This is a genomic window from Kribbella sp. NPDC051620, from assembly GCF_044453825.1.
GTDB lineage: Bacteria > Actinomycetota > Actinomycetes > Propionibacteriales > Kribbellaceae > Kribbella.
The window spans coordinates 150,302-176,760 of the sequence record NZ_JBITDB010000006.1 but is presented as its reverse complement, the minus strand read 5'-3'; the positions used below and the strand labels follow the sequence as shown (position 1 = coordinate 176,760).

Annotated in this window: 27 protein-coding genes; 10 read left to right on the top strand and 17 right to left on the bottom strand. The window is 67.9% G+C overall.

The window, feature by feature from the left end:
- The gene (locus ACIA12_RS30415; RefSeq protein ID WP_328327375.1) at positions 1–642 is read left to right on the top strand and encodes a sigma-70 family RNA polymerase sigma factor; all 642 of its coding nucleotides are present in this window, start codon (positions 1–3) and stop codon (positions 640–642) included.
- A complete protein-coding gene (rsrA, locus tag ACIA12_RS30410) occupies positions 639–917 on the top strand; it encodes a mycothiol system anti-sigma-R factor (protein WP_396370606.1) in 279 nt (92 codons plus the stop codon). Before ACIA12_RS30415 ends, rsrA begins: the two co-directional genes overlap by 4 nt.
- Before the next feature lie 91 nt (positions 918–1,008).
- On the opposite strand, the gene ACIA12_RS30405 is transcribed toward rsrA, so the two are convergent.
- The 3 genes from ACIA12_RS30405 to ACIA12_RS30395 form a co-directional block, all read right to left on the bottom strand.
- Complete coding sequence (locus tag ACIA12_RS30405; protein ID WP_396370605.1) at positions 1,009–3,474, bottom strand: ATP-binding protein; 2,466 nt, start codon at positions 3,472–3,474, stop codon at positions 1,009–1,011.
- 2 nt (positions 3,475–3,476) lie between these two features.
- Positions 3,477–5,879: a tetratricopeptide repeat protein gene (locus ACIA12_RS30400; RefSeq protein ID WP_396370604.1), complete on the bottom strand. Its 2,403-nt coding sequence runs from the start codon at positions 5,877–5,879 to the stop codon at positions 3,477–3,479.
- A 311-nt stretch (positions 5,880–6,190) separates the two neighbouring features.
- Positions 6,191–6,265, bottom strand: coding sequence for a 50S ribosomal protein bL37 (locus ACIA12_RS30395; RefSeq protein WP_369759046.1), 75 nt, complete (start codon positions 6,263–6,265; stop codon positions 6,191–6,193).
- Between the two features lie 264 nt (positions 6,266–6,529).
- Between ACIA12_RS30395 and ACIA12_RS30390 the strand changes: the two genes are divergently transcribed.
- Entirely contained in the window at positions 6,530–7,891 is a 1,362-nt protein-coding gene (locus ACIA12_RS30390; protein WP_396370603.1) for an HD-GYP domain-containing protein, read from the top strand.
- Positions 7,888–9,171, top strand: coding sequence for an HD-GYP domain-containing protein (locus ACIA12_RS30385; protein WP_396370602.1), 1,284 nt, complete (start codon positions 7,888–7,890; stop codon positions 9,169–9,171). The genes ACIA12_RS30390 and ACIA12_RS30385 overlap by 4 nt, the downstream gene beginning before the upstream one ends.
- On the opposite strand, the gene ACIA12_RS30380 is transcribed toward ACIA12_RS30385, so the two are convergent.
- The 3 genes from ACIA12_RS30380 to ACIA12_RS30370 all read right to left on the bottom strand — a co-directional run bounded on the left by ACIA12_RS30380 (position 9,133) and on the right by ACIA12_RS30370 (position 11,720).
- Complete coding sequence (locus tag ACIA12_RS30380) at positions 9,133–9,714, bottom strand: DUF5317 domain-containing protein (protein WP_396370601.1); 582 nt, start codon at positions 9,712–9,714, stop codon at positions 9,133–9,135. The two genes, ACIA12_RS30385 and ACIA12_RS30380, sit on opposite strands and share 39 nt — an antisense overlap.
- Before the next feature lie 81 nt (positions 9,715–9,795).
- Entirely contained in the window at positions 9,796–11,451 is a 1,656-nt protein-coding gene (gene mctP, locus ACIA12_RS30375) for a monocarboxylate uptake permease MctP (protein ID WP_396370600.1), read from the bottom strand.
- Positions 11,448–11,720 (bottom strand): DUF3311 domain-containing protein, encoded by a 273-nt coding sequence (locus tag ACIA12_RS30370; RefSeq protein WP_396370599.1) that lies wholly within the window; start codon positions 11,718–11,720, stop codon positions 11,448–11,450. Before ACIA12_RS30370 ends, mctP begins: the two co-directional genes overlap by 4 nt.
- 80 nt (positions 11,721–11,800) lie before the next feature.
- Here ACIA12_RS30370 and ACIA12_RS30365 point away from each other — a divergent pair, with 80 nt between their 5' ends.
- Both ACIA12_RS30365 and ACIA12_RS30360 read left to right on the top strand, forming a co-directional pair.
- On the top strand, positions 11,801–12,868 hold the full coding sequence (locus ACIA12_RS30365; protein ID WP_396370598.1) for an endonuclease/exonuclease/phosphatase family protein: 1,068 nt from the start codon (positions 11,801–11,803) through the stop codon (positions 12,866–12,868).
- Positions 12,865–13,497, top strand: a complete 633-nt coding sequence (locus ACIA12_RS30360) for a histidine phosphatase family protein (protein WP_396370597.1) — start codon at positions 12,865–12,867, stop codon at positions 13,495–13,497. Before ACIA12_RS30365 ends, ACIA12_RS30360 begins: the two co-directional genes overlap by 4 nt.
- On the opposite strand, the gene ACIA12_RS30355 is transcribed toward ACIA12_RS30360, so the two are convergent.
- The 4 genes from ACIA12_RS30355 to ACIA12_RS30340 all read right to left on the bottom strand — a co-directional run bounded on the left by ACIA12_RS30355 (position 13,498) and on the right by ACIA12_RS30340 (position 16,952).
- The gene (locus tag ACIA12_RS30355) at positions 13,498–14,136 is read right to left on the bottom strand and encodes a hypothetical protein (protein ID WP_396370596.1); all 639 of its coding nucleotides are present in this window, start codon (positions 14,134–14,136) and stop codon (positions 13,498–13,500) included. It abuts the gene before it with no gap.
- A gap of 63 nt (positions 14,137–14,199) precedes the next feature.
- Positions 14,200–14,586: a hypothetical protein gene (locus ACIA12_RS30350; protein ID WP_396370595.1), complete on the bottom strand. Its 387-nt coding sequence runs from the start codon at positions 14,584–14,586 to the stop codon at positions 14,200–14,202.
- Positions 14,579–15,085 carry a GNAT family N-acetyltransferase gene (locus tag ACIA12_RS30345; protein WP_396370594.1) on the bottom strand — a complete coding sequence of 169 codons (507 nt, stop codon included), beginning with the start codon at positions 15,083–15,085 and terminating at the stop codon, positions 14,579–14,581. Before ACIA12_RS30345 ends, ACIA12_RS30350 begins: the two co-directional genes overlap by 8 nt.
- 79 nt (positions 15,086–15,164) lie before the next feature.
- Positions 15,165–16,952 (bottom strand): FAD-dependent monooxygenase, encoded by a 1,788-nt coding sequence (locus ACIA12_RS30340; protein ID WP_396370593.1) that lies wholly within the window; start codon positions 16,950–16,952, stop codon positions 15,165–15,167.
- A gap of 57 nt (positions 16,953–17,009) precedes the next feature.
- On the opposite strand from ACIA12_RS30340, the gene ACIA12_RS30335 reads away from it, so the two are divergent.
- Positions 17,010–17,759, top strand: coding sequence for a TetR/AcrR family transcriptional regulator C-terminal domain-containing protein (locus tag ACIA12_RS30335; RefSeq protein ID WP_396370592.1), 750 nt, complete (start codon positions 17,010–17,012; stop codon positions 17,757–17,759).
- Between the two features lie 76 nt (positions 17,760–17,835).
- Complete coding sequence (locus ACIA12_RS30330) at positions 17,836–18,279, top strand: VOC family protein (RefSeq protein WP_396370591.1); 444 nt, start codon at positions 17,836–17,838, stop codon at positions 18,277–18,279.
- 34 nt (positions 18,280–18,313) lie between these two features.
- Here ACIA12_RS30330 and ACIA12_RS30325 read toward each other — a convergent pair whose 3' ends face one another.
- Together ACIA12_RS30325 and ACIA12_RS30320 are read right to left on the bottom strand one after the other, a co-directional pair.
- The gene (locus tag ACIA12_RS30325) at positions 18,314–18,955 is read right to left on the bottom strand and encodes an SMI1/KNR4 family protein (RefSeq protein ID WP_396370590.1); all 642 of its coding nucleotides are present in this window, start codon (positions 18,953–18,955) and stop codon (positions 18,314–18,316) included.
- Between the two features lie 504 nt (positions 18,956–19,459).
- Complete coding sequence (locus tag ACIA12_RS30320; protein ID WP_396370589.1) at positions 19,460–20,365, bottom strand: DUF2785 domain-containing protein; 906 nt, start codon at positions 20,363–20,365, stop codon at positions 19,460–19,462.
- Between the two features lie 187 nt (positions 20,366–20,552).
- Here ACIA12_RS30320 and ACIA12_RS30315 point away from each other — a divergent pair, with 187 nt between their 5' ends.
- Entirely contained in the window at positions 20,553–22,028 is a 1,476-nt protein-coding gene (locus tag ACIA12_RS30315) for a sensor histidine kinase (protein ID WP_396370588.1), read from the top strand.
- 294 nt (positions 22,029–22,322) lie between these two features.
- On the opposite strand, the gene ACIA12_RS30310 is transcribed toward ACIA12_RS30315, so the two are convergent.
- A complete protein-coding gene (locus tag ACIA12_RS30310) occupies positions 22,323–22,574 on the bottom strand; it encodes a WhiB family transcriptional regulator (RefSeq protein WP_270137079.1) in 252 nt (83 codons plus the stop codon).
- Between the two features lie 428 nt (positions 22,575–23,002).
- Here ACIA12_RS30310 and ACIA12_RS30305 point away from each other — a divergent pair, with 428 nt between their 5' ends.
- Positions 23,003–23,416, top strand: a complete 414-nt coding sequence (locus tag ACIA12_RS30305; RefSeq protein WP_396370587.1) for a hypothetical protein — start codon at positions 23,003–23,005, stop codon at positions 23,414–23,416.
- Positions 23,417–23,420: 4 nt separating this feature from the next.
- On the opposite strand, the gene ACIA12_RS30300 is transcribed toward ACIA12_RS30305, so the two are convergent.
- The 4 genes from ACIA12_RS30300 to ACIA12_RS30285 form a co-directional block, all read right to left on the bottom strand.
- On the bottom strand, positions 23,421–24,215 hold the full coding sequence (locus tag ACIA12_RS30300) for an RNA polymerase sigma factor SigF (protein ID WP_396370586.1): 795 nt from the start codon (positions 24,213–24,215) through the stop codon (positions 23,421–23,423).
- Positions 24,212–24,604 (bottom strand): ATP-binding protein, encoded by a 393-nt coding sequence (locus ACIA12_RS30295; RefSeq protein WP_396370585.1) that lies wholly within the window; start codon positions 24,602–24,604, stop codon positions 24,212–24,214. Before ACIA12_RS30295 ends, ACIA12_RS30300 begins: the two co-directional genes overlap by 4 nt.
- Positions 24,605–24,699: 95 nt before the next feature.
- Positions 24,700–25,482, bottom strand: a complete 783-nt coding sequence (locus ACIA12_RS30290) for an amino acid ABC transporter ATP-binding protein (protein WP_396370584.1) — start codon at positions 25,480–25,482, stop codon at positions 24,700–24,702.
- On the bottom strand, positions 25,482–26,459 hold the full coding sequence (locus ACIA12_RS30285; protein ID WP_396370583.1) for an amino acid ABC transporter permease: 978 nt from the start codon (positions 26,457–26,459) through the stop codon (positions 25,482–25,484). The genes ACIA12_RS30290 and ACIA12_RS30285 overlap by 1 nt, the downstream gene beginning before the upstream one ends.

Below are 26,459 nucleotides of genomic sequence, written 5' to 3'. Positions count from 1 at the left end.
ATGCCGACTCCCACGACCACCGAGACACCCGAGCAGCGGACCGAGCGCTTCGAGCGCGAGGCGCTGCCTTTCCTCGACCAGATGTACGCCGCAGCGATGCGGATGACGCGTAACCCGTCCGACGCCGAAGACCTGGTTCAGGACACCTTCGCGAAGGCGTACAGCTCGTTCCACCAGTTCACGCCCGGTACCAACCTGAAGGCGTGGCTGTACCGGATCCTGACCAACACGTTCATCAACGGATACCGCAAGCGGCAGCGCCAGCCCACGCAGTCGCCGACCGAGGAGATCGAGGACTGGCAGCTCACCGCCGCCGAGTCGCACACTCCCGGCGGGCTGAAGTCGGCCGAGGCGGTGGCGCTGGAGCACCTGCCCGACTCCGACGTGAAGTCGGCGCTGCAGTCGATCCCCGAGGATTTCCGGCTGGCCGTGTATCTGGCCGATGTCGAGGGGTTTGCCTACAAGGAGATCGCCGACATCATGGGGACGCCGGTCGGCACCGTGATGTCGCGGTTGCACCGTGGCCGGCGCCAGTTGCGTGAGCTGCTGGCCGACTATGCCCGGGAGCGGGGCCTGATCCCCGCGTCAGACGATGCGCCGGCGGACGGTTCCGCGGCGGCGGCCGAGGAGAAGAAGTCATGAGCTGCGGCGAGAACCACGATGTGGACTGCAGCGAGATCCTGGAACGGGTCTACGTGTTCATCGACAATGAACTCGAAGGCGCGAGCACCGAGGAGATCCAGCAGCACCTGGACGAGTGCGGGCCCTGTCTCGACCAGTACGACATCGAGCGCTGCGTGAAGAAGCTCGTCCACCGCTCCTGCGGCGACGACCACGCCCCCGACGCCCTCCGCCAGAAGATCCTCCTCCGCCTGACCCAGATCCGCATCGAAAGCACCACCACACTCGCGGACTGACCCCCGAGGCCCGGCCGGACGCTTGTCCACCGGGCCTCGCTCTTTGCCCGGCCGCCTGCCCACGGGCGTTCCCAGCAGGCCGCCCGCTGGCTCAGGGCTCCCGTCGGTGTTCGGTGAGGAGTGTCTGGGCGATGGCTTCGTCGTGGGGGAAGTCGTGTAGCGATCTCGCTGCTTGGCGCCAGGCCGTGGTGGCTCCGGTTGGGTCGCCGGAGGCTAGCCGGATGCGGCCGAGCTCGATCAGCAATAGTCCTTCGCGCTGCTGGTTGCCGAAGGAGCGCGCCAGCCTCAGCCCCGCCTCCGCCTGCTCCGCCGCTGCCACGGGGTCGCCCAGGGCCAGATAGCTGGTGGCGAGATGCTGGAGACACTCGGCCTGGGCGTTGCCGTCCTCCAGTTGGGCGAAGATGTCGAAGCTCTTGCGCTCCATCTCCATCGCCGCCTCGTGATGACCCGCCTCCATGTACGCCTGCCCCGCGATCTGGAGCCGCTTGGCCAGCGACCGCGGATTACCCGACTTCTCCGCCAGCACCAGACTCAGGTCGAACGATTCGCGGGCCAGCTCGTACTCCCCACGCCGGCTGTGCAGCCGCCCGAGCGCGAGGTGGCTGATCCCGACGACGGTCTGGTCGCCGATCCGCAGGCTCAGGGCGAGCGCCTCCTCGGCCCACTCCAGCGCCTCGTCCAGCCGGCCCATCAACTCCAGCACGTAGCTCAGCGAAGTACAGCATCGAGCCTGGCCGGGGAGATCCTCGATCGCCTGGAACATCCGCAGGCTGGCACGTAGGTGATCGAGCGACGGGTCGAGGTCGCCGCCCTCGGCATCAGGGATCGCCAGGTCGTGCTCGAGCCAGGCGGCCAGCCGGTCGTACCCGAGGTCGCCGGCGATGTCGCGGGCGAGCCGGTCGATGGTGCGCATCTCGATCCACCGGGACCGGGCTTCGACGTAGCCGAAGAGGGCGATCGCGAGCTCGGGCACGAGCCCACGCAGCTCCGCCGACGCACTGGCCTGCTGGACAAGCGCGAGGATGTTGGCCCGCTCGTGATCGAGCAGAGTCAGAGCAGTCTGTACGTCGGGAAGCACCGGGACCGCCCGGGCGGGCGGGCTCGCCAAGGCATGCCGGCGACTCTCGGGATGGGTGAGCTGCTGACTGCGCCAGGCCACTGCGGTGTAGTGCTGGAGCACCCGGGCCAGCGCGTCGGTGCGAGCGCCCTGGGACAGCGTCTGTCCGGCGCGCTCGCGGGCGTAGGTGCGGATCAGGTCGTGCATCCGGTACCGGCCGGGCACTCCGGACGAGAGCAGGTTGAGGTCGACCAGCCGCTCCAGGATCTGCTCGGCCTCGTCGTCGGAGACGTCGAGCAGCTGCGCTGCCGTGAGCGCGCTCAGGTCCGAGCCGTCGGGCAGGCCGAGCAGGCTCAGCGCCGCCGCTGCCCTGCGATCGAGTCTCTGGTTGCTGTTGGCAAGGAACTCGGCCGTGCCGGCGATGTTGGCCCGGACCCCCGACTCACCGGTGCCGAACTCGTCCAGCCGGCGATGTTCGTCTTTCAGCTGCCGCACCATGTGCTCGATCGGCCAGCTCGGCCGGGCGGCGAGCCGGGCGCCGATCAGCCGGACCGCCAGCGGCAGCCGCCCGGTCAGCTGGGCGATCGAACGAGCCGCGGCATCCTCGGCGGTGACGCGTTGGCGGCCGGCGATCGTGGCCAGCAGCTCGACCGAGTCCTCCTCGGAGAGCGGGGCCAGCGCGATGTGCCGGAATCCGGGCAAGGTGGTCAGCGCCCGCCGGCTGGTCGCGATGACGGCCGAGCCAGGTACGCCGGGGAGCAACGGCAGTACCTGGCTTGCGCTGTTGGCGTTGTCGAGCAGGATGAGGATTCGCTGCCCTGCCAGGCGGGACCGATAGAGACCGGCCAGCTCATTGATGCCGGAGGGGAAACCTCGGTCGTCGTCGAGGCCGAGTGAACGGAGCAGCTGGCTCAGCGCGTCGACAGGGCTGAGCGGAGTACCGGGTCCGTAGCCGCGCAGGTCGAGATAGAGCTGACCGTCCGGGAAGTTGTCGCCGACGAGGTGAGCCACATGCACCGCCAACGTGGTCTTGCCGACCCCACCCATCCCGGTCACCGCCGCCAACTGCACCTTCTCCGGCTGTGTCGCCGCGAACACCTTCACCAGCTCCGCAACCTCGCCGGCCCGCCCGGCAAAGTCCGACAGCGTAGGCGGCAACTGCCTCGGCAGCACCCGCCCCACGTCGCCGCCCGCCTGCCCAACCGCCACCGCACTACCCAGCAGCGACCCCGCACCACCCGCAGCCCCAAAACCCTTGGCGCCCGCCCGTGAACCCTGGGCACCTGCCTTGGCAACGTTCAGCAGCCGGTCGACCTGCTCGGCTCTCAGTCCGAGGGCAATCCCCAACGCCTCGATCGTGTCGACCCGCGGCCGCCGCCGCGTCCCGCGCTCCAGCAAGCTGATCGCCTGCTCACTCAACCCGGCCCTCTCCGCCAGCCCAGCCTGCGTCAGCCCGGCCGCAACCCGGTACTCCCGCAGCAACCCCGCCAACGTATCCACAGTCAGCCTTCTGAACCGTTCCCCGAAACGACCTGCTGCTTGCGAGGAAGATTGTCGGCCTCGGACAGAACACCTTCCGCCTCGAAGATCTCGATCGCCCGCGACCGGGTCTGCCGGGCCGCGGCAGGCTTGGCGGTCGCGTCCTGGATGGCGGCCAGGTCGGCGAGCAGGAGGGCTCGCCGCTGGCTGTCGCTGTTGTTGTAGAGCTCGTTCAGCCGCAACCCTTCCCGGACGTTCCGCTCCGCCTCCGGGTAGTTGCCGCGGGCGAATTCCAGCTGGCCGAGGTAGTGACGGGACTCGGCCAGTCCGGGTGGATCGTCGATCCGGGTGTAGATCGCGAGGGCGGCGTCGAGATGCTCGACAGCGGTGTCGTACACCCCTGCCGCCAGGTAGCTGTTTGCCGCGAGCTTGTGGCGGCGACCCAGTGAACGCTCGTTGTCTGCCAGCTCGATACTGGCGCGGAAGGCAGCGCGCGCTTCCTCCCGCCGCCCGACCCGGTTGTAGAGGATTCCGAGGGCGAGGTGGCTGGTGCCGAGCGGGTTGCGTTCACCTGCTTCGGCAGCCAGTTTCAGGCCACGCTCACCCCACTCGATCGCTTCCTCCACCCGATCGAGACGTTCGCAGACATGGCTCAGTGACGAGCAGCAGCGGGCCACCCCGCCGAGGTCCTGCGCTGCCTCGAAATGCTCCAGAGCGCGGAGCAAGCGGGCACGGCTCTGGTCCAGATGGCCCAGCTCGCTGTCCGGGATGGCGCGGTCGTGCTCCAGCCAGCCCCACGTCACCAGGTCGTCCGTCGGCGGGCCCGAGGCCAGTACGAGGTCGAGGAGGGTCCGCATCCGCAACCAGTACGCGCGGAGCTCCAGATAGCCGAACAGGCCGAGCGCGAGGGACGGACCGTACCGGCGGGCGAGTCCCGGCACCGCCGAAGCCACCTTGTACAGAGCGAGGATCGAGTCGTACTCCGCGTCGAACCAGGCCGGCGTATCGGTGAGGTTCGTGAAGGCCGGTACGCCGGTGGGGTCGAGCGGCCCGACTGGTTGCCGCGGGCTCCAGGGATGGGTGAGCCGTTGTGCCTGCCAGGCCGCCGCGGTGTAGAACCTGAGACCGCGCTCGATCGCGGCGGTGCGCTCGGACTCGCGGTCGCGGACCGCGAGACGCTCGCGGGCATAGGCGCGCAGCAGGTCGTGCATCTGATAGCGCAGCGGACCCAGCGAATCGAGCAGATGCAGGTCGACGAGGCGTTCGAGGCGCTTCTCCGTCGCCCGCAGATCCAGATCCAGCAGCCGGGCGACCAGCGGGACCGAGATCTCCGGACCGTCCGCGAGGCTCAACAGGTCGAACGCGGTGGCGGCATCGCGGTCAGCGGCCAGCGGACTGGCGATCAGCTCGTTCAGCGAGGAGGCGAAGGTCGCCCGGACACCGGAATGGTCGAGCCCGAGCTCGTCCAGGCTTCGGCGCTCGTCCTGCAGCTGATCGACGAAGTGCCGCAGCAACCACTGCGGACGCATGGTCAGCCGGGCGCCGATCAGCCGCAGCGCGAGCGGCAGGCCACCGGTGAGCTCGGACAGCTCCAGGGCGGCGTCCAGCTCAGAATTCACCCGCTCTTCACCTGCCACGCCGGCCAGCAGCCGCAACGACTCCGCGGAGGTGAATGTCGGCAGCCGGACAATCAGACTTCCCGGCAGCGTGGCGAGGAACCTTCGGCTGGTGATCAGAGCCGCCGAACCGTTGCCGCCGGGCAGCAACGGAGTGATCTGGTCGACCGAGCTGGCGTCGTCGAGCAGGATCAGCATCCGTCGCCCGGCCATCCTGGACCGGTACAGCCTGGCCATCTCGTCGAGCCCGTCCGGAACCGCCTCCTGCCGGACGCCGAGCGAGCGGAGCAGCTGTCCGAGTGCCTCGACCGTGGTCAGCGCGACGCCTGGATCGTGGCCGCGAAGCGCGACGTAGAGCTGGCCGTCGGGGAACCGGTCCGCGCTCAGATGCCCTGCGTGCACAGCCAAAGCGGTCTTCCCGACGCCGCCCATGCCGGTGATGACCAGGCAGACGGTCGAGCTCGCCGCGCCGGCCAGGGCGTCGAGCACCTTGCTCAGTTCGCCTTCCCGGGCGGTGAAGTCGGCAACGGTCTGGGGCAGCTCCCACGGAACCTGCGCGGCGGGCGAGGCAGGCAGGGCCGGCGTGCCCGCCGTCCGGACAGAGTCCAGCAACTCCTGCTCGGCTTCGGTGGTGAGCTTCAGCGCGGTACTGAGCGCGTGGACGGTCTCGGCTCGCGGGCGGCGCCTGGTGCCGCGCTCGAGCAGGCTGACGGCCTGCTCACTGAGGCCCGCGAGCTCGGCCAGCGCCGCCTGGGTGTGGCCCGCGGCGAGCCGATGGCGGCGCAGGAGTTCGCTGAACTCGACTGCCATCGCCACGCACCTCCCCGTCGGCCGAATCCACCCTGTATCCGCTTGGCCAACTCTAGGGAAGATCGCCGACAGTGTGCTTGCGGTTATCCACAGTTGGGACCGGACGGCCCGCGGAATCGGGGTCAATGGCGCGGTACATAACAATCAGTACAGGTTTGGTGACAAAAGCATTCCGGTGAATAGCGAAGAGTGTCGAAGCGGGAACACTGAGTACAGGGAACCAGTGCGGTCAAAGGTCTTGTTGTGACATGTGACCAAACTGCAAAGACCCCGGTTTTCACCGGGGTCCTCGCTGTCCGTAGTCGCCTGACTCAGGCGTTGGGGCGCTTGCCGTGGTTCGCGCCCTTCTTCTTACGTGCGCGACGCTTGCGGCCGGTCTTGCCCATTTGAAAGCCTCCTTGTAACAACTGCAAAGAGTCACAGTCTCTCATACCACGAGGGTGTGTTCACCACAGTGCGACGGGTCACGGTCTGGCTTACAGTGTTTCGGCACACGTCAGGCGATGCAAACTTTAGGTACTAGTCAGCGAAGCGCTGTCTGCCCCCTGCACCCGCACATCCCCTGTGGGTTCGAGACTACGCCGCTGATCGGAGGTGACCTAAGATGCTTGATGGCAACTGGGACTGGTGACCAACCGCGAAGGCACTCTATGACGCCAGCCATACACCGAGCGGGACTGCGCATCCTCGTCTCGGCTGTCGCCGTTGTGGCGATCGCGGTTTTCGTCATGGCAGCGTTCACCCTGTCCAGCTACCTGACGGTGGTCGGCCTGTGCCTTCTAGTACTCATCGGTAGTGCTCTTCGCTCGCCCCACGGTCCTACCCAGGGAGCCTCCCTGGCGTCGATCGTGCTCATCTCGGTCTACGTGATCGTGGGACCTGCTGCCGCTGTCGTGGTGGCCGGGATCGGCTCGCTGATCCAGGCCAGGCGGGTCCCGTTGATCAAACGGGTTTTCAGTAGTGCGCAACGAATTCTGTCCGCCGCGGGTGGCGCGCTGGCCTTCATGGCCGTCGACGGCCCGGTCGGGCGGGTTGCTCTGGAGCACGTACCACGAGCCATCCTGGCCGTGACCCTGACCGGCCTGGCCCACCAGGTGGTCAACGCAGTACTGATGTCGTGTGTGCTGTCGCTGGAACGGGGGCCGGCGGTGGTCAGGGCGTTCTTCAGGGAAGTGGTCGTGCCGACCGCCCTGCCGATGCTGGGCTACGGCTTCCTCGGCCTGATCCTGGCCTTCATGTGGCTCGGCGGCCTGGGCATGATCGCCGGTCTGCTGACTCTCGTCCCGCTGATCGTCGCGCGCTGGGCGCTGTCCCAGGACGCCGTCGAGCGGGCCGCGCAGGCGGCGACGATGCGCGCCTTCATCCAGCTGATCGAGACCAAGGACCTGTACACCCGCGGCCACTCCGAGCGGGTCAGCGAAGGGGCCGGCATGCTCGGCCGCCATCTGAGGCTGTCCGAGGACCGCCAGCAGGCGCTCGAGCACGCGGGGCTGCTGCACGACGTCGGCAAGGTCGGCGTCCCGACCAGCATCATTCGCAAGCCCGGCCGGCTGGACGACGCCGAGATGGACGCGATCCGGCTGCATCCGGCCCGGGGCGTCGAACTGATCGGCAACATCCCCTTCCTGGAGGAAGTGAAGTCCGCGGTCCTGCACCATCACGAGAAGTTCGACGGTTCGGGCTACCCGGCCGGGCTGAGTGGCACCAACATCCCGTACTTCGCGAGGATCATCGGCATCGTGGACGCCTTCGACTGCCTCACCTCGACCCGTTCCTACCGGCCGGCCCGCGGCATCGAGGAAACGATCGCCATCCTGGTCCAGGACCGCCACACCCACTTCGACCCAGCCTTGGTCGACGCGTTCGTCGAGGTGATCGAGCAGCAGGGCTGGAAGCCCGCGGCGGCCGACCAGCCGGCGCCGAACGGGACGATCGACGCGGCGATCGACCACGACGACCTCAGCCTCGGCAGCGGCGGCGGAGCGACCGGATCGGCGGCCGGACCGGCATGACGATGGCGGGCGAGACCGATCGGCTGGACCTGAGAAACTTCGGCAGTGGCGTGGTGATCGTGCTCGCCGGTGCCGTGCTCGGCGTGGCCGCGGTCGTACTGACCGCCCGGCGCGGAATGACCGAGTGGCCGGCCGCGCTGACCTTCGGTGGCCTGATCGCCGTCGGGGAGATGGTGCAGTTCCGGGTGGACCGGACCCGCAACCGCGCGCCGATCGCCACCAGCGCTGCCCTCGGGTACTGCCTGTTGCGCGGGCCCGAGGTCGCGATCCCACCCGATGTCGCTCAGATCATCGCGGTCACGGCGGTGGCGACGGCCGCCGGCGTCCTGCCCCGGGTGGTCGCCGGACTGGCGTGGGACGCGGTCGTCTCGAGCCGGCGGCTGTTGTCGGTCGGCGCCGCCGCGGCGGTGTTCGCGGCCATTGCTCCGACCGACCTGGCCTGGAACGGCTCCTGGCGGCACGCGCTGCCGCTGTGCGGGGCGATGATCCTGGCCGTGCTGTCGGCCGCCGTTCTCGACGCCATCGTCGGAGCGGGCCAGGCCACCGAGCGACACAACAAACCGTTCCCGGCGGCCTTGCGGGACGAGTTCGGCGTGATGGGACGGATCGGGATGGCGATGGCCATCAGCGGCATCCTGCTGGCCTCGGGCACCTCGCTGGCCGGGCTGTGGGCGCCACCTCTCGTTCTTGTTCCGTTGCTGCTCACCCAGTTCGCCTTCCGCCGCTATTCGTCGGCTCAGCGGACCTATCGGACGACGGTTCGGTCGATGGCTCGGAGTACGGAGATCGCTGGGTTCAGCAGTCCGGGGCAGAATGCGCGGACTGCGAGTCTGGCGGTGGCGATCGGGAATGACTTGGGGTTGACGCCGGCCCGGATGGAGGCGTTGGAGTATGCGGCGCTGCTGTCGGGGGTCGGGCAGTTGGCGCTGGCGGATCCGTCGCCGGGTGGGGCGTCGTTGCTGCGGAGCCGGGAGGAGCGGCAGCAGGCTGCAGAGATCGGGGCTTCGATCATCGAGCGGTCGGGGGTGCTCGATCATGTGGCCGAGATCGTGCGGCATTCCAACGACCCTTATCGGCAGGGGCGGGCCAGCAACCCGGACATCCCGGTCGAGAGTGGGATCGTCAATGTGGCTCTCGCCTACGAGCAGTTGGTGGGGGAGGGCAGCGGCCAGACGCCGGGCAAGGCGATGGAGAACATCGGGCTGGGCATCGGCGCGGAGTACGACCCGGTGGTGGTCGAGTCACTTCGCCGGGTGGTCGGCCGGGGGTTCCGGTTCTAGGTCTGACCAGCTGGGCGGCCGGTCGACGGGGATGTGGCCGGTGGCTCCCATTCCGGAGTACAGGAGCAGGCCGGCGCCTGCTGCGATGAGGACGTCGCCTGGGCTTACTGCCTGGCCTAGGCCGGGTAGGGCGACCGGTACTACGTCCCCGAGCCAGTGGAGTCGGGTGGAGGCATCGACCAGTTCGTGGCGCGGGTCCTCGGTGAAGCCGGTGATGCCGGCGCGGGCGAGGGTTGCCGGTGATACAGGCATGGCGCCGTTGAGGGCGACTACTAGTGCGTTGCAGGCGAAGCCGGCGGCTAGTAGGGCTACGCCGGGCCGCCGGAGGTTGAGGCGGAGGAAGACGGCTATGCAGACGGCTGAGCCGACCAGGCCTACGGGGTAGGCGACACCGCCGGTCAGAGAGCCCAGGACCTGGCCAGTAGCCGCTGCGGCGAGCCAGTGCAGGCCGGAGAGCGTGTTGTCGGCCAGATCCGTCAGATGCCCGCCGGTCAGCAGCGCTGCCCCCGCGGCGAGCAGCATGACGAGCAGAACCAGCAACATCCTGCTGATTCTGCCCGTCATGTGCTGTCAAATCGGCGTACCCGACTCCTTAGCGTGTCGGACCAACCACTATCTGTTGTACTACGCCTTGGCAGGCGCCGCGCCACCGTCGTCGAGCAGCTCCGGCAGGTCCTTCACGCCGGGATCGCCCGCGTCGGCCAGGTAGTCGGTCGGGTGGGTGGAGTCCGCGCCCTCGGCCACCTTTAGCGCCCGCAGGATCAGCGTCAGCACGACCGTCACGACCAGGTTGATCGAGACCGCGGTGAGCCCGATGTAGACCTGCTTCTCGGTGAACGGGAAGTTCGCCAGCGAACCGCCGAAGTGCTTCTTGGTCGCCGGGTTGATCACGTTGTACGCCGAGATCGTGCCGAACACCATCGCCACCGCCCAGCCGGCCAGCAGCGCCCAGCGGTGGAACCACCGGGTGAACAGGCCGACCACGATCGCCGGGAAGGTCTGCAGGATCCAGATCCCGCCGAGCAACTGCAGGTTGAGCGAGATGGTCTTGTCCATCCCGAGCACGAAGATCAGCGCGCCGAACTTCACCAGCAGCGAGGCCAGCTTGGAGACCTTGGCCTCCTGCGCCGGGGTCGCGTCCTTCTTCAGGAAGTCGCGGTAGATGTTGCGGGTGAACAGGTTGGCGGCCGCGATCGACATGATCGCCGCCGGCACCAGCGCGCCCACCGCGATCGCCGCGAAGGCGATACCGGCGAACCAGGCCGGGAATTCCTGGTCGAACAGCCGCGGAATCGCCAGTTGCGGGTTCGCCAGGCCGTCCAGGCCCTTGATGTTGACCTTTGCGGTGATCGCCATGAATCCGAGCAGGGCGAGCAATCCGAGCAGCAGTGAATAGGCCGGCAGGATGGCCGCGTTCCGGCGGACGACGTTTCGGTTCTTGGTGGACAGTACCGCCGTCACGGAATGCGGATACATGAACAGCGCCATCGCCGATCCGAGCGCCAGCGTCCAATACGCGGAGTATCCGGATTCACCAGGAATGAAGGCGCCGGTCGGTTTTCCGGTGGCCGGGTTCGGCGTCGCCATCTTCTGCTTGGCGGCGTCGAAGATGGTGTCCCAGCCGCCGAGCGCGTGCGGCAGGTAGATGATCGCGACGGCGATCACCAGGTAGATCAGGCCGTCCTTGACGAACGCGATCATGGCCGGCGCGCGCAGGCCGGACGAGTACGTGTAGGCCGCGAGGACCGCGAACGCGATCAGCAGCGGCAGGTCCTTGGCGAGCGTGTTGCTGCCGCCCAGGCCCATCGTCTCGAAGACCGCCTGCATGCCGACGAGCTGCAGCGCGATGTACGGCATCGTCGCCAGGATGCCCGTGATCGCCACGGCCAGTGAGAGTCCGCGGCTTCCGTACCGGCCGCCGACGAAGTCTGCCGGGGTCACGTACCCGTTCCGGTGCGCGACCGACCAGAGCCGGGACATGAAGATGAAGATGATCGGGTAAACCACGATTGTGTACGGCACCGCGAAGAAGCCGCTGATCGCGCCGGTCGCGTACATCGCGGCCGGTACGGCGACGAACGTGTACGCCGTGTAGAGGTCCCCGCCGAGCAGGAACCAGGTGATGAAGGTGCCGAAGCCACGGCCGCCCAGACCCCACTCGTCCAGGCTGTCCAGCTCGCCCGACCGGCGCCAGCGCGCGGCCATGAAGCCCATCACGGTGACGGCGGCGAAGATGACGATGACGATGATCAGCTGGACCCAGTCGACCTTGGTGTTCATCGCTCGCCCTCCTTGCGGCTGGACCCGGCATCGAGGCCCGTCTCGGCCCGTCGCCTGCGCTCCTCGCGGGTCACCAGCTGGTACGAGATGCTCACCGTGATCGCGGAGATGAAGACCCAGAGCAGCTGGTACCAGTAGAAGAACGGGAAACCCCACAATCTGGGTTCGTCCTTGGCGTAGGTGGAGACTAGGAGCGGTACGACCACTGAGGCCGCCAGCAGTACGCCGGCGATCCAGTACGCGGGTCTGACCGCGGCAAGTTTGGACACAGCAACCTCCTCGGGGACACAAGGGCGCGGTGAACGCTACCGCTCGCCGACATACAGCGACTAGACCTTCAGGGTGGGGCATGGATACTGATGCGGCTTGGAACCTGCGGCGGGGCGTCCTTTCCGTGTTGTTCCTCCTGGTTGTTGCTCTGCCCCTGTATCCCGAGCTGTACGGGCTGGACGAGGTCACTCCCTTCACCCAGCTGGTCTCTTTCCGTCCTCAGCTGCTGGTTCTGGTGCTGGTACTCGGGCTGGCGATGCTGCTGCGCTGGAACTGGCGGATCGCGGCCGGTCTGGTGATCCTGCTGGCCCTCACCGGTGGCGCGCTGGTAGCGCCCCGGCAGTTCTCCGAGCCGACGCCGCCACCGGCCGGTACGCGGGCGCTGACCGTGATGGTCGCCAATGTGCTGGGTGGGGGAGCGGATCCGGGTGAGGTGGCGAAGCTGATCAATACCCACCGGCCGGACATCGTTTCGTTGCCGGAGGCACAGGTCGACGTACGGCAGGAGATCGAGTCGCATCTGTCGGGGTTGCGGTACTACGGGTACACGCAGCAGGCCAACGCCGAGGTCGAGAGCGCCACCAGCGTGCTGGTCTCGGCCGACCTGGGCAACGTCCACTTCGACTCCGAGAAACTGGACACCGGCAGCGTCAGCTCACAACAGCCCGGTACCACTTCGAAACCGGGCGCGGGTGATCCGGGTGCGGTGACGATCGGGCCGGTCCAGCAGACGACAACTCAGTTCGGGCACATCATCATCACCGGCGGCAACCTGGGGAAGCTCCGGCTGATCGCGTACCACGGGTATCCGCCGCTGCCGAAGGACGTGACGATCTGGAAGCAGGACCTTCAGGTCGTCAAGCACTGGTGCGCGGCGGGATCCCCGACGGTGGTGGCGGGCGACTTCAACGCGACTGTCGATCACGCGGACTTCCGGTCCGCTCTGGGCCGGGGCTGCAAGAGCGTCGGCCCCAGCGTCGGCGAAGGCTTCCAAGGCACCTGGCCCGCCAACCGCCCGGTCCTCTTCCGCACCCAGATAGACCACGTGGTCATCTCCGACGACATCCTGCCAGGCAAGTTCCAGACGTACGAGGTAGAGGGCTCCGATCACCGCGCCGTGATCACGACGATCGCCGTACCGAAGTGAAACGCATCTACCTGGTGACGCATGCTGAGGCTCAGCATCATGTTGATGGGGTGGTTGGGGGGTGGTACGACTCGGAGTTGACTGGCCGGGGGCGGTTGCAGGCTGAGCGGATCGGTGAGGTGCTGGCCAGCAGGATCAGGTCGCAGGCGGTTGAGGTTCACTCGTCGGATTTGCGGCGCGCTCGGCAGACGGCGGAGCGGATCGCTCGCCGGTTCTCGGTCAGAGTACGGGCTGATGCTCGGCTGCGGGAGAGGTCCAACGGGGAGGCGGACGGGCGCCCGCAGGCGTGGCTCGACGAGCGGCGGATTCCGCTTCCGGAGTACGGGGATCGGCTCGGTCATCACGACGGGCCGGCTGGTGCGGAGACTCGGCTGGCGCTGGTCGAGCGGCTGTACCCGGCGCTCGACGACATCATCGACCGACCGGTCGACAACCAGATCGTGGTCTCCCACGGCTCAGCGTCGAGCTACCTGATCGCCGCCTGGATCGGGATGCCGATGGTGTCGAGCGACCGCGGCTTCTTTCCGCTGAAGTCAGGCAGCATCACCACCCTGGTCCGCAACGACACCCACTTCAGCCACCAAGTCGTCACCCTCAACGAAACCCAGCACCTGCAAGACCTGGCGTGATCACTCGCCTGTTTCGTTGACCGTCCGGCACCAGAGGTCGGTGGTGTCTTCGTCGCCCCACTCGGCGGGGTTGGGGATGATCTCCAGACCGGTGGCGGGGATCTCGACGCCGAACGTCGTCTCGACCCAGTGACGGTAGGGGAGGTTCACGACCTCGCGGCCGGGCTCGGGCACCGGCGGCTCGGACCAGCCGTCGTTCCAGCAGATCTCGTCGTAGCCGATGGCGAGCAGGCGAAGGAAGTCCACGGCGTTCTCGCCCAGGACGCACATAAGCAGCGATCCGCTCCCGGAGGCCAGATGGACGATGAGATCCCGCCCGTCGGGTGCGTGCCACAGAGCAGCCATCGAACCGTCACCACCGGTTCTGCAGAACGGCCACACGACCGGTACTCCATCGCGCACGGGAGCGACCCAGCCGGCTAGCCGATCACCCACCTCGTCGCTGCTGTTACCGCGAATGAGGAGGTATGAGCCGGGCCCGTTGAACGGGTCGTGCGACAGCGAACCCCAGAGTTCGCCGTCCTCGTCCGTGTGGACGAAGCCGTTGAGATCCACCCATTCGAACAACATCCGCAGCGGATCCGGTACGCCGATGGCCGGCGGAACCCTCGACATCGTCACTTCCGCAAACCGGCCCATCCCCGAGACGCTACGGCCCGCGCCAACCACCTGTCGACCGGTCCGGTCAGGGCCTGCTCCTGCTTAGGCGACGTATACGAGATAGGGACGAAAGCGGAAGGCGGTTTCGGGGTCTTCGAGGACTTCGAGGCGGAGTACGAGGTCGCTGCGGCCCTCCTCGGCGGTCCAGAGGTCGACCAGACAGTCCCAGCGGTCGCCTTGCCACCTCGCGACCGAGCTGTCCCAAGTCGTCTCCGGCAGCCGGCTCAAGGTGACCCGTCCATAGGCTTCGACATTCTCGCGACATCGCTTCGACCGGTCCTTGGAGAGGGGATCGACGTTCTCGATGCCGTGGCCGATGCGGACGTCTCCTCGGACGAGTGAGTCGACGATCGCGCCGAGAGTCTCCCGCCATGCGTGCGGTACGGCGGTCTGCACGTCTTCCTTCACTGGCAGTACCTCCTCAACCATCGGAGTCCCTGCGGTCGGCGAGGTTGATCCAGTATCGGCGTACGGGGCGGTCGTCTTTGTGGAGGATGTCGGCGAGTACTCCGCCGTGGTGCTCGATGGTTTTGGTGGATGCGAGGTTGTCGGCGAGGCAGACGAGCATCACTCGGTTCATGCCCAGGCTGCTTGCGTGGTTGAGGATTTCGCCCAGGGCCCAGGTGGCGAGGCCTCGGCCGCGGGCGGAGGGGCGGATGCCGTAGCCGATATGGCCGTGTTGTTCGTGGAGCTGGTGGCGGAGGGCGATACCGCCTTGTACCTGGTCGTTCTCGACGATCCATCGGACTGTTGCGTTCGTCTGTGCGCCCAGCCGGGCGACCCAAGCGGCGAACCCTTCGGCTGACTCGACGTCATCGGAGGCGCCCACGCCGAAGCCGTCCTCATGAAGCCCCGGACCCCACTCCGCATGCCCTTCCAGCCACTCGGCATGCAACCGGACAGTCGGTTCGATCAGTTGCCGCGACACCCCACCAACCTACCGCCCGCAGGTGGCGCGACACCCCGCCAAGCCGACCGCACCGCGTGGTACTGGTGCCAGCCTCAGGTCAGGTGATTGGCACTGGGATAGGCCTGGCCAGCAGACGGTCCAGCGCGTCGGTGATGAAGCGCACCGGCTCCGGCACTGCACCGCTGACCCGCATCGCAACGATCGCGTCCGGTCGCACCAGCATGACCCCCTCATCGGCCAGCCACGGCACAGAAACCCGGTACGCCGGTAAGCCAACCTCGGCCGCCGCCGCAAGCCACCGCTCGCCCCCAGCACCCAGACCACCGCTCCCAACACCCAGACCACCGCTCCCAGCACCCACAGCACCGCTCCCAGCACCCACACCACCGCCCCCAGTGCCGAGGCCGCCGCTCCCTGCGACGACGCCACCGGTCCCGGCGCCCACGCCGCCGCGCCCGGCGCCCGTGCTACCGCCACTGCTCTCGACAGTCATGTGGTTGCTGGGGGCGCCTACTAGGAGGGTCCAGTGGGAGGCGACCAGGTCCAGCGTCGATACCCCGTCGGCCCACGCGTGGGGGACTCGGGAGCCGGGGGAGCCGTCTAGTGCTGCCGCCAGGTCGGTAGCGGACGGTAGTACTGGTTGGGGGTTGATGATGGCGGCCGAGTCGTAGCGCTGGCCGAGGTGCACGACTGGGGCTGCCCAGACCCCCGCCGCCGCTCGTGCTGCGTCGGCTTCTGGTCCGCGACCCCAATGCAGTTGCGGGTCGCCTAGCCGGCGCATTGCCTGGTCGACCGTCGTCGCGGCGACTGGTTCGCGCTCCTGGGCGTAGGTGTCGAGCAGGGCGACGCCTGCCTCGCCGTGGTGGACGGCGGCCAGCTTCCACGCCAGGTTGTGGGCGTCGGCGACGCCAGTGTTGAGGCCGAACGCGCCCAGCGGGGAAACGGTGTGCGCGGCATCCCCAACGAGGTACACCCGCCCGACGGCGAAGCGATCGGCCAGCGAACTCCGGGGTCGCCAGGGAAGTACGCTACGAATCTCCACCTCGAGATCCGGATCGCCCACCGCCGCCCGGATGATCGCGACGCAGCGCTCGGGTGTGAAGTCCTCGGGCCGTTCGCCGGCGTCGACATCGCAGGCCACGTGGAAGACCCAGGTCAACTCGCCGTCCACGGTGACCAGCAGGCCGGGCGCGTCCGGCGTCGTGATCGTGCAGGTGCCGAACGACATCCCCTGCAGGTGAGGCCGCAGATCGGTGCGGAACAGGATGTTGATCATCGACTTGCCCAGGTCACCCGTTCCGGACGTACCAACACCGAGCGCAGTCCGTACCGCGCTATGCCCACCGTCCGCAGCCACCACTCGCGAGCACCGCAGCGTGTAGCGACCCTCCAGCCCCTCCAGCTCGACGTCGACCCCGTCGGCGTCCTGCGTGATGCCGACCAGGTTGGTCGACCAGCGCAGGTCCGCGCCACGGCGTACCAGGTCGGCCGCCACCACGGCGTCGAGCCGGTCCTGCGCGCAGACGCCGCGCAGCTTGAACGGCGTCACATCCAGTTCGCCGGCGGGCGGACTGGGCATGGGCACGGTCGCCACGTCGCCCGCGCCCATCTCGACGACGGTCCGCGCTACCGCCTTGCCCACCGCGCCGGCGCCCTGGAGGTCGACCGCGACGGCGTCCGCGGCCGCGTCGAGACCGAGTTCGCGGAGGATCTCGACCGTACGCGCGCCGACACCGGTGGCACGCGGGTGGATCGACGGCCCGGATCGGCGTTCGACCAGCACGGCCGGTACGCCGTGATGGACGAGCAGCGCTGCGGCGATCAGCCCGACGCTGCCGCCACCGACGACTAGTACCGGCACTTCTGGATACGATGTATTCGTCATGGCTACAGCGTAGCCATAAGCTAGGATGGCGTGTCAACGAGGAAAGGAACCCGCTCGATGACCGACCCCGCGCCCTCGTCGGTGTGGACCAGGCAGCGCCCGCAACCGGCCAGACGCGCTCCCGGCGTCGACCAGTACGTCGCGGCCGCCCTGGCCGTCGCCGACGCGGAAGGCCTGGACGCCGTCTCGATGCGCCGCGTCGCCGGCGACCTCGGCTCCGGCACAGCCACCCTCTACCGCTACATCACCAACCGCGACGAACTGATCGACCTGATGATCGACGCCGTCTACGCCGAAGACCCGCTCCCCGAGCCGCCACTTCCCGGAGACACCGATCGGCCGGACGGGGATGCCGGCAGCGCGGGGGACTGGAGCGCTGGCCTGGCCGCGGTTGCGCACGCGTTGCGCGCGACCCTGCTGCGGCACCCGTGGCTGGCGGGTGAGCTGACGGGCAGGCCCTCGCTCGGTCCCAACTCGTTGCGCCGGTCCGAAGCCGCACTGCGCGCCGCCGTCGCGCTCACCCCCGATATCACCGCGGCCTCGCAAGCGCTCAGCACCATACGCGCGTACGTGCTGGGCTCGGTGGCCGGCCAGCAAGCCGCCCTCCTCGCCGAGCAACGCTCCGGCCTGACCAAAGAGGAATGGCAACACAGCCACGGCCCGTACATCACCCAGATCCTCGCCGCCGGCGAACACCCCATGCTCGCCCGCCGCATCCACGAAGCCGAAGAACCCGACCCCGACCTCGACTTCACCTTCGGCCTCGACTGCATCCTCGACGGCCTCGCGACCCGGTTCGACCGCTGACCCATCCGCACCGGGGGCGAAACTGTCGGAGGGGCCTGCGACGCTGATCGAAGACCAGAGGCTCCTGGAGGTTCGAATGTCGGTGTCGTACCAGCTGGTGATCGACTGCAGATCACCCGAACCGCTCGCTCATTTCTGGGCGGCGGCCTTGAACTACGTCATCGCCCCTCCACCGGCAGGCTTCGACTCGTGGGACGACTTCTACCGATCGATCGGCGTACCAGAGGCAGAGCTCGGTACCGGCGCCGACAGCATCGAAGACCCGAACGGCGAGGGCCCGCGGATCTGGTTCCAGATCGTCCCCGAGCAGAAGTCGATCAAGAACCGCCTCCACCTCGACATCAACGCAAGCGGCGGCCGCGGCTCCTCCCTCGACACCAGGCGCGACCGCGTCGAGGCCGAGGCAACTCGCCTCGTAGCCCTCGGCGCAACCCGCCTGCGCACCATCGCCGAACCGGGCCTGGACCACTACGCCATCGCCATGACCGACCCAGAAGGCAACGAGTTCGACATCAACTAGCAGGCGATCTCAGCCGGGCCGACCGTGGTCTGGCTCAGTCCGGCACGCTGGACCAACGGAGGTAGCCGTCGTCCACACCCGCCAGCTGCGGCGGGAGCCGCTTCTCCGGCGGGACGGCTCCGCTCGCGTACGCCCGGAGAGCTGGACGACCGTCGACGAGCGCGCCTGCGATCTCCTCAAGCATCTGACCAACGCCGGACCACCACGGTGCCGACTCCATGCCACCTTCCGGGTACCACTCCCAGACACACCCGAATCGCTCGCCGTCGCGCAGATCGACGTACAGCAGACCCGCGTCCCACGCGTCCGCGATGGGCAAGAAGCTGTCGAGCCATTCCGTTGTCGGCCGCCCGGCCGGCTCACCCTCGCCCGCCCGAGGACCTGCCCCGTAGACCCGCCGCTGGATCTCCTGCTCCATCTGCCGCCTGGACAGCATTTCCATCACCGGTACGAGGTTGTAAAGCGTCGGAATGAGCGACCCCCGAACCGCCCGATGCTCCGTACCGTTGGCCAACTCCAGCAGCTCGACCAAGTCCCCCGGAAGCGGCCGGTTGACGGCAGCCTGAAGGTAGCGAAGATCCACAGCCGTCGCAGGCGGATTGATCATGGCAGCCATCGCCGGATGGTTAACAGCAAGCCAGCCGGTGATCCGGGCCCAGGACACGGCAACAGTCATAGAAACGATCAGATCCGATCCTCAGCAACAGCAGGCGCACAACCAGCCCGAACCCTACGCAACATCATTGACAATCCATCCGTCCCACTGCGACGGCCACTCTGTGCTTGACCTGAGCATTCAGACGTTGGCGAAACACTCAGGTGGAGCACAAGGTCGCCCGTATCTGCGTTATCGCGGACGTCAGAGCCCATCTGCATCCGCCACACCGCTGGGGGCACCAGTCGGTCGACCACCATGCTCGGCTGCGCCGGGCCGGCGTGCGATCAACCCATCTACATCCAGGTCACCACCCGGGCTGAACCTCAACGGTCGGCCGACCACAGCACGACGCGGCGCCGGGCTGAGCCCGTGTCAACAACAGCACCCGCAGCGCCGGGCTCGCCACCCAGCGCCGTCACCAAGTGGGTGACGGAGGAACCCGCGCTCGGGGGTGGGTGGGAGCTAGCGAACGCGGACGCGACGGAGGAGCGGATGGCGGAGCAGGCGTGGGGAGTCGGTTGGTCAGGTGGTGGTGGCGGCGGGGCGGTAGATGTAGGGCTGGGAGCCTCGGACGGCTTCGGTGAGCAGCAGGAGCATGTCGGCTCGGGCTTCGATGGGGCGGCCGAAGAGTTCGTCGTCGCCGGGGATGGGGAAGCCTTTGACGCCGATTGCGAGTTGGCTGAGCAGAACGTGCAGGACGCTGCGGGCGTTGAAGACGTTGGGGGTCGGCCATTCGGGCAGGGTCTCGTGCATCAGGGGCTGCTGGGCGGCGGTGGCCGCGACGGGCTTGAGCCAGCGCTCCAGTTCGTCGCTGGTCAGCATGTTGCGGTGGAGGATCGTCATCACCGCGTGCGCCACCCGGTCATGCTCCTCGTGCACCCACCGGTACTGCGTTTCCTTCACGATCCGGTCAGCCAGTACGTCGAGCAGTGCCCGAAGCACCCCAGCGTCGCAGTGCCGTGAGCGTGCCAGTGCGCCGATGGCGTCGGCCCCATGCGCCACGGCATGCGCCCACCCGCAATCGGCGACATACCCACGCAGGTCGCGCTCGCGCAGCAACCACGTGGCCAGCCGGTCGCCCCAGCGCATCACCACCTCGTCATGGACGAGGAACTCGGCGTTGTCGCGGTGGATCACCTCCGCCAGCGTCAGCGCGGTGAACGAGCGCCGGAACACCGTGTCGGTGCCGTCCTCCCCGAGCCCGTAGGCGAGTCCGGCGCAGAGACCGTCACCGAATCCAGGCAGCAGGTCGTCGTAGACCCCGCGCTCGAGCCAGGTGGCCAGGGTCGGATAGGCCAGCGCGTCCCGCACCTGCGGGTTCGTACTGGCCAGGCCCCGGACGAGCTCCTCGGTGAGGTCGGTCAGCGCACGGTCGCGGGGTACCGCGTAGTCCGCGGCCATCACGTCCTGCCAGTACGTCGACTCCACCAATGCATCCTTTCACTTGGACCTGCTCAATCAACACCCATCCACCCCATCCTGTCGAGACTGCCCACGCCCGACATCGGCAACCACCCCGTACCCACCCCGGCCAGGCCCACCAGCCCGCAGTACCACCCCGCCAGGCCCACCAGTCGGCAGTACCAGCCACAGCCCATGCCCTAGGCTCAGGGCCGTGCCGTCTTTGAGCGATGTGGCGCGGAACCACACGACGCTGGACCAGGCGGACCTGGACCGGCTGCAGTTGCTGGTGTCCGACTGGCAGATGCTGGCCGACCTGTCCTTCGCGGACCTGGTGCTCTGGCTGCCCGACACCGAAGGGCTCGGCTTCTGGGCGGGTGCGCAGATGCGGCCGACCACCGGCCCGACGGCGTACCTGGACGACATCGTCGGCAGTTTCGTGCCGCGCGACCGCCGCCCGCTGCTCGACCAGGCCTACGACACCGGCCGGATCTGCCGCGAGGGCGACCCCGAATGGCGCGACGACGTGCCGGTCCGGGTCGAGACCATCCCGGTACGCCGCGGCGCCCGGGTGATCGCCGTGATCGCCCGCAACACCAACCTGCTGGGCGTCCGGACGCCCAGCCGGCTCGAGATCGCGTACCTGCAGAGCGCGACCGACCTGGCCCGGATGATCACCGACGGCATCTTCCCGTACGGCGGGGAGCGGCTGCTCTCCACCACGCCCCGGGTCGGGGACGGCTGCATCCGCGTCGATCGTCACGGCATGGTGACGTTCGCGAGCCCGAACGCGTTGTCCGCGTACCGACGGATGGGACTCGTCACCGACCTGGTCGGCAGCCGCTTGAAGGACATCACCGGCGAGCTGATCCACAGTGGGCAGAAGGTGGACGACGTGCTCGCGTCGGTGCTCACCGGCCGGGCCGCCAAGGAGATCGAGATCGAGAACTCCGACGCGACCCTGTTCCTGCGCGCGATCCCGTTGCGGGCCGAGGGCGAGCACGTGGGCGCGCTGATCCTGCTCCGCGACGTCACGGAGCTGCGGAGCCGGGAGCGGGAGCTGGTCACCAAGGAGGCGACCATCCGGGAGATTCATCATCGCGTCAAGAACAACTTGCAGACCGTCGCCGCGTTACTGCGAATGCAGGGAAGGCGCATCACCGTGCCGGAAGCGCAGTCCGCGCTGGCCGAGGCCGTCCGCAGAGTGGGATCGATCGCGATCGTGCACGAGACGCTGTCGGAGTCCTTCGACGAGCACGTCGACTTCGACGACGTCGCCGACCGGGTGGCCGCGATGGTCGCGGACGTGTCGACGATCTCGGCCGAGGTGACGATCAGCCGGACCGGCACGTTCGGCGTACTGGACTCCGAGATCGCGACCCCGCTGGCGATGGTGCTGACCGAGCTGATGCAGAACTCGGTCGAGCATGCCTTCGGCAGCAGGTCGACGGAGAACCCGACCGGCACCATCGAGCTGGCCGCCCAGCGAAGCGTCGGGCGGCTGCGGGTGGTGGTGACCGATGACGGCAAGGGACTGCCGGCCAACTTCGACTCCGAGACGTCCGGCAACCTGGGGCTGTCGATCGTCCGCACGCTGGTGATCGGCGAACTCGACGGACTGCTCGAATTCCACCCACGCACCGACGGCCCGGGCACGACGGTAGTCCTTGACTTTCCGGTCAAGGAGTGAAGAGCGTCCTGAGTGGGAATTTCATGCACATCTCCGGCGCCCAGGCACGCACCTCACGGCACTTGAGCAGCATCCACGATGCTCCGCATCGAGGACGCTCCTCAAGCACCGCGATGCACGCACCTGGACACCGGAGCTGAAGCACGAAATTCCCACTCAGGACGCTGTCGTAATTTCTGAACAGCCGTGGCGAGAAGTCCACAGTTCTTCAGAAACAACGCGAGGTTTTTACCGTCGTACCGCTAGAAATCGAAAGGCCCCGCGGATCCCGCGGGGCCTGCGTCGAAACTCGGGTCAGGCAGTGCGGATGCGAGCGCGGGCGTTGCGGCGCTTCAGAGCGCGTCGCTCGTCCTCACTCAGACCGCCCCAGACACCGTGGTCCTGGCCGGCTTCCAGCGCCCAGGCGAGGCACTGTTCACGCACGTCGCAGCGACGGCACACCTGCTTGGCCTCCTCGATCTGCATGATCGCGGGCCCGGTGTTGCCAATGGGGAAAAATAGTTCCGGGTCCTCATCGAGGCAAATGGCCCGGTGGCGCCAATCCATGGCGGATCCCATCTCTCTCAGTAGTTTGGTGACGCTGACGGCCTGGTCTGTGCCCAAGTCAGCGCGCCTGTACTCGCACGGGGGTGGTGCGGAGCGTTGTGAACGTTTTCACGAACGACTCCATGTTCCCAATCTAGTGTGATCGAAACAAGGGTTCTGGAGTTGTCGATCCGATCACAACACTCTCTTAACACTACGAACCGGTGCACAGCGGTTCACCACGTCCGGAAACCGGACGAGTCAACCTCGGTGCGATCACCCGTTCACTGCAAGTAACCGATCCAACAGCCCTGGGGTTACGCAAAACTTCAATCCCTGTGGGGCTGAGGTTCGTCGACCCTTGAGCTCCCGGGGGAAGAGGGTCGTCGTCCCGGTTGCTCTCCGGCCGGGCGCACTCCTGCTCCGCGCCCAGCACTACGCTGGAGCTCGTGCCGACCGAAACGACGCCGTCCACAGCTCCGCGCCCGCTCAAGTTAGCCGCGGCTGTGGTCGCAGCGGAAGGCCTTGTGCTCGCTGTTCTGGGAATTGTTGAAGCAATAACCATCGACAGAGACCGGCTGGTGCTCGGTCTGACCACCGCCGGCTTCCTGCTCCTGTACGGCGCCGGCCTGCTCTTCGTCGCCCGCGGGCTCTACCGGACCTCGCCCTGGAGCCGCGGTCCGGCCGTCTTCGCCCAGCTGATCCAGCTGTTCATGGCGTACAGCTTCTGGGGCGGCTCGACCAGGTTCGTCTCGGTGATCCTGGCCGTCGCCGCGGTCGCCGTCCTGGCCGCCGTCTTCCAGAAGCCGTCGATGGACGCCCTCAACCGCGAGCCGGGCGACGAGGACCATCCGGTCCTCTGACCGACTACTCCTTGAGCAGGCCTGCCCGCAGTTCGGTGAGCGTGCGGGCCAGCAGCCGGGAGACGTGCATCTGGGAGATGCCGATCTCGTCGGCGATCTGCGACTGGGTCATGCCCCGGAAGAACCGCAGCGTCAGGATCCGCTTCTCGCGGGTGTCCAGCTGGGCCAGCAGCGGCTTGAGCGACTCCCGGTACTCGACGCTCTCCAGCGCCTCGTCCTCGCCTCCCAGGCCGTCCAGGACCGTCGTGGCGTCCGCCTCGTTCTGGTCCGGGGCGTCGAGGGACAGCGTGTTGTAGGCGTTCGCCGACTCCAGGCCCTCGATGATCAGGTCGGCCGGCAGCCCCAGCCGCTCGGACAGCTCCCCGACCGTCGGCGCCCGCCCCTGTTCCTGCGTCAGCTCAGCGGTCGCCGCCGTCAGCGACAGTCGCAGCTCCTGGAGCCGGCGCGGCACCCGGATGGCCCAGCCCTTGTCCCGGAAGTACCGCTTGATCTCACCCAGGATCGTCGGCGTCGCGTAGGTGGAGAACTCGACCCCACGGTCGGAGTCGAACCGGTCGATCGCCTTGATCAGGCCGATCGTGGCCACCTGGACCAGATCGTCGTACGGCTCGCCGCGGTTGCGGAAGCGCCGGGCGAGGTGCTCCACCAGTGGCATGTGCAGCGAGACCAGGGCATCGCGGGCCTGCGTGTGGACCGGATCTCCTGGTGCCGAACCGCCCATCGCCGAGAAGTAGGTGGCGGTCTTGGTGCGTAGGTCGGGTTCCTGGGGCTCGCTCTCCAGGGGTCGATCCTCTGTCACGCCTTCTCCGACGTGGTGGCGGACGACGACACCGTGATGGTCAGCCGCCCGTCGACGGTCTCGGCGGCGGCATACTCCACCAACGCGGTCAGCACCGTCCAGCCGAACGAGCCGGTGTCCGGCTTCCAGCCGTTCGGCACGGTGGCCGTCGTGGAGACCGTCAGCTGTGGCGGGGCGATCTCGAAGAGCAGGTCCAGGACGCCGTCGGAGGCCTGCGGGAGCAGCAGCGCGCAGGCCTCGTCCACCGCGATCCGCAGATCGTCGATCGCGTCCACGGTGAAGTCGTTGCGGGCCGCCAGATTGCCGACGACCGACCGCGGCACCGCTATGTAGGCGCTGTCCGCGGGAATGCTGAGGCGGACCTCGGCGGATCGTCCGTTGCTGCTCACAGTGCTTTGCCTCCCAGGCGCGCTGAACCGATGGGCGCCGGGCCCATCGAGTTACATCTTCCACTCTCCGGCCCAAGATATGCACCGGCGGCTGGTTACGGGTGCTCGTGCTCCGAACGCAGCCGGGTCAGGAAGGTCTTGGTGCGCTGGTGCTGCGGGTTGCCGAGCACGTCGGCCGGGGCGCCGGACTCGACCACCACGCCACCGTCCATGAAGACGACCGTGTCGGCGACCTCGCGGGCGAAGGACATCTCGTGGGTGACGACGATCATCGTCATCCCCTCCGACGCCAGCTCGCGCATCACCGACAGCACCTCGCCGACCAGTTCGGGGTCGAGTGCCGAGGTCGGCTCGTCGAACAGCATCAGCTTGGGCTGCATCGCCAGTGCTCGCGCGATCGCCACCCGCTGCTGCTGTCCGCCCGACAGCTGCGCCGGGTACGCCGCGCAGCGGTCGGCCAGCCCGACGCGCTCCAGCAACTCGACCGCACGCCCGCGGGCCGCCTTCTTGGACTCACCCTTCACCTGCACCGGCGCCTCGGCGACGTTCTCCACCGCGGTCATGTGCGGGAACAGGTTGAACCGCTGGAAGACCATCCCGATCTCGCGCCGCTGGGCCGCGATCTGCTTGTCGGGCAGCCGGTGGAGCTTGCCGTCGCGTTCGGCGTAGCCCATCAGGTCGCCGTCGACCCAGATCCGGCCGCCGTCGATCGTCTCGAGCTGGTTGATGCAGCGCAGGAAGGTGGTCTTACCCGAGCCCGACGGGCCGAGCAGGCAGACCACCCGGCCCTCGTCGACGTCGAGGTCGATGCCCTTCAGCACCTCGTTGTGGTGGAACGACTTGCTTACATTGACCGCGTGAACCAAAGGCTGGGTCATCAGGCGCCTCCCGCCCCGGCCGGGCGGGCGGCTCGCGGAGCCTTGGTCCCGAAGCCCTTGCCGAAGTGCCGCTCGAGGAAGTACTGGCCGACCATCAGCACGCTGGTCGCCGCCAGGTAGTACAAGGTCGCGGCGACGGCGATCGGGAAGGTCTTGTAGTAAACGCTTCCGATCGACTGCAGCTGGTAGAACAGCTCGGTCGTCACCGGTACTGCGATCAGCAGTGAAGTGTCCTTGAGCATCGCGATCGTCTCGTTGCCGGTCGGCGGCACGATCACCCGCATCGCCTGCGGGAGCACGACCCGGCGCATCGCCTTGCCACGGCTCATCCCGAGCGCCTCGCCGGCTTCCAGTTGGCCCTTGTCGACGCTGAGGATGCCGGCCCGGGCGATCTCGGCCATGTAGGCCGCCTCGGACAGACCGAGGCCCAGTACGCCGGCGACGATCCCGGTGAAGACCTGGTTCGCGTCCAGCGTCAGGAACCGCCAGTCACCCGACATCCCCAGCCACTCGATGATCTTCCAGTCGAACGGGACACCGAACGACAGCCCCTGCTTGAACAGGATGCCGAGGGTGGCCATCGTGAACAGCAGGATGTACCGCGGCACGCTCCGGAAGAACCAGGTGAACAGCCAGGCCACCCCGGACAGGATCGGGTTGTCCGACAGCCGCATCACGGCCAGCAGCACGCCGCCGCCGACCCCGACCACCATGCTCAGCACGGTGACCAGCAAGGTGCCCTTGACCAGGCCTTCGAGCACCGGCGACTGGTTCATCGCCTGGAAGACGAACTTCCAGTGGAACTCCTTGTTGGTCACCACCAGGTGCACGAACATCGCGAACAGCACCGCGAGCACGGCGATGGCGACCCAGCGGCCCGGGTGCCGGACCGGGACGGCTTCGATCGCGCCCGGCCGGTCCGCCGCCTCGGTGGCGGGCAGATCGACCGGACGCGAGTCGTCGGTACCTGACGTCAT

What these genes read in the sequence shown, in the direction of transcription:
- ACIA12_RS30415 (WP_328327375.1), top strand. Translation starts at nt 1, where the DNA reads ATGCCGACTCCCACGACCACCGAGACACCCGAGCAGCGGACCGAGCGC.
- rsrA (WP_396370606.1), top strand. Translation starts at nt 639, where the DNA reads ATGAGCTGCGGCGAGAACCACGATGTGGACTGCAGCGAGATCCTGGAA.
- ACIA12_RS30400 (WP_396370604.1), bottom strand. Translation starts at nt 5,879, where the DNA reads ATGGCAGTCGAGTTCAGCGAACTCCTGCGCCGCCATCGGCTCGCCGCG.
- ACIA12_RS30390 (WP_396370603.1), top strand. Translation starts at nt 6,530, where the DNA reads ATGACGCCAGCCATACACCGAGCGGGACTGCGCATCCTCGTCTCGGCT.
- ACIA12_RS30385 (WP_396370602.1), top strand. Translation starts at nt 7,888, where the DNA reads ATGACGATGGCGGGCGAGACCGATCGGCTGGACCTGAGAAACTTCGGC.
- ACIA12_RS30380 (WP_396370601.1), bottom strand. Translation starts at nt 9,714, where the DNA reads ATGTTGCTGGTTCTGCTCGTCATGCTGCTCGCCGCGGGGGCAGCGCTG.
- mctP (WP_396370600.1), bottom strand. Translation starts at nt 11,451, where the DNA reads ATGAACACCAAGGTCGACTGGGTCCAGCTGATCATCGTCATCGTCATC.
- ACIA12_RS30365 (WP_396370598.1), top strand. Translation starts at nt 11,801, where the DNA reads ATGGATACTGATGCGGCTTGGAACCTGCGGCGGGGCGTCCTTTCCGTG.
- ACIA12_RS30355 (WP_396370596.1), bottom strand. Translation starts at nt 14,136, where the DNA reads ATGGGCCGGTTTGCGGAAGTGACGATGTCGAGGGTTCCGCCGGCCATC.
- ACIA12_RS30350 (WP_396370595.1), bottom strand. Translation starts at nt 14,586, where the DNA reads ATGGTTGAGGAGGTACTGCCAGTGAAGGAAGACGTGCAGACCGCCGTA.
- ACIA12_RS30340 (WP_396370593.1), bottom strand. Translation starts at nt 16,952, where the DNA reads ATGACGAATACATCGTATCCAGAAGTGCCGGTACTAGTCGTCGGTGGC.
- ACIA12_RS30335 (WP_396370592.1), top strand. Translation starts at nt 17,010, where the DNA reads ATGACCGACCCCGCGCCCTCGTCGGTGTGGACCAGGCAGCGCCCGCAA.
- ACIA12_RS30330 (WP_396370591.1), top strand. Translation starts at nt 17,836, where the DNA reads ATGTCGGTGTCGTACCAGCTGGTGATCGACTGCAGATCACCCGAACCG.
- ACIA12_RS30325 (WP_396370590.1), bottom strand. Translation starts at nt 18,955, where the DNA reads ATGACTGTTGCCGTGTCCTGGGCCCGGATCACCGGCTGGCTTGCTGTT.
- ACIA12_RS30310 (WP_270137079.1), bottom strand. Translation starts at nt 22,574, where the DNA reads ATGGATTGGCGCCACCGGGCCATTTGCCTCGATGAGGACCCGGAACTA.
- ACIA12_RS30290 (WP_396370584.1), bottom strand. Translation starts at nt 25,482, where the DNA reads ATGACCCAGCCTTTGGTTCACGCGGTCAATGTAAGCAAGTCGTTCCAC.
- ACIA12_RS30285 (WP_396370583.1), bottom strand. Translation starts at nt 26,459, where the DNA reads ATGACGTCAGGTACCGACGACTCGCGTCCGGTCGATCTGCCCGCCACC.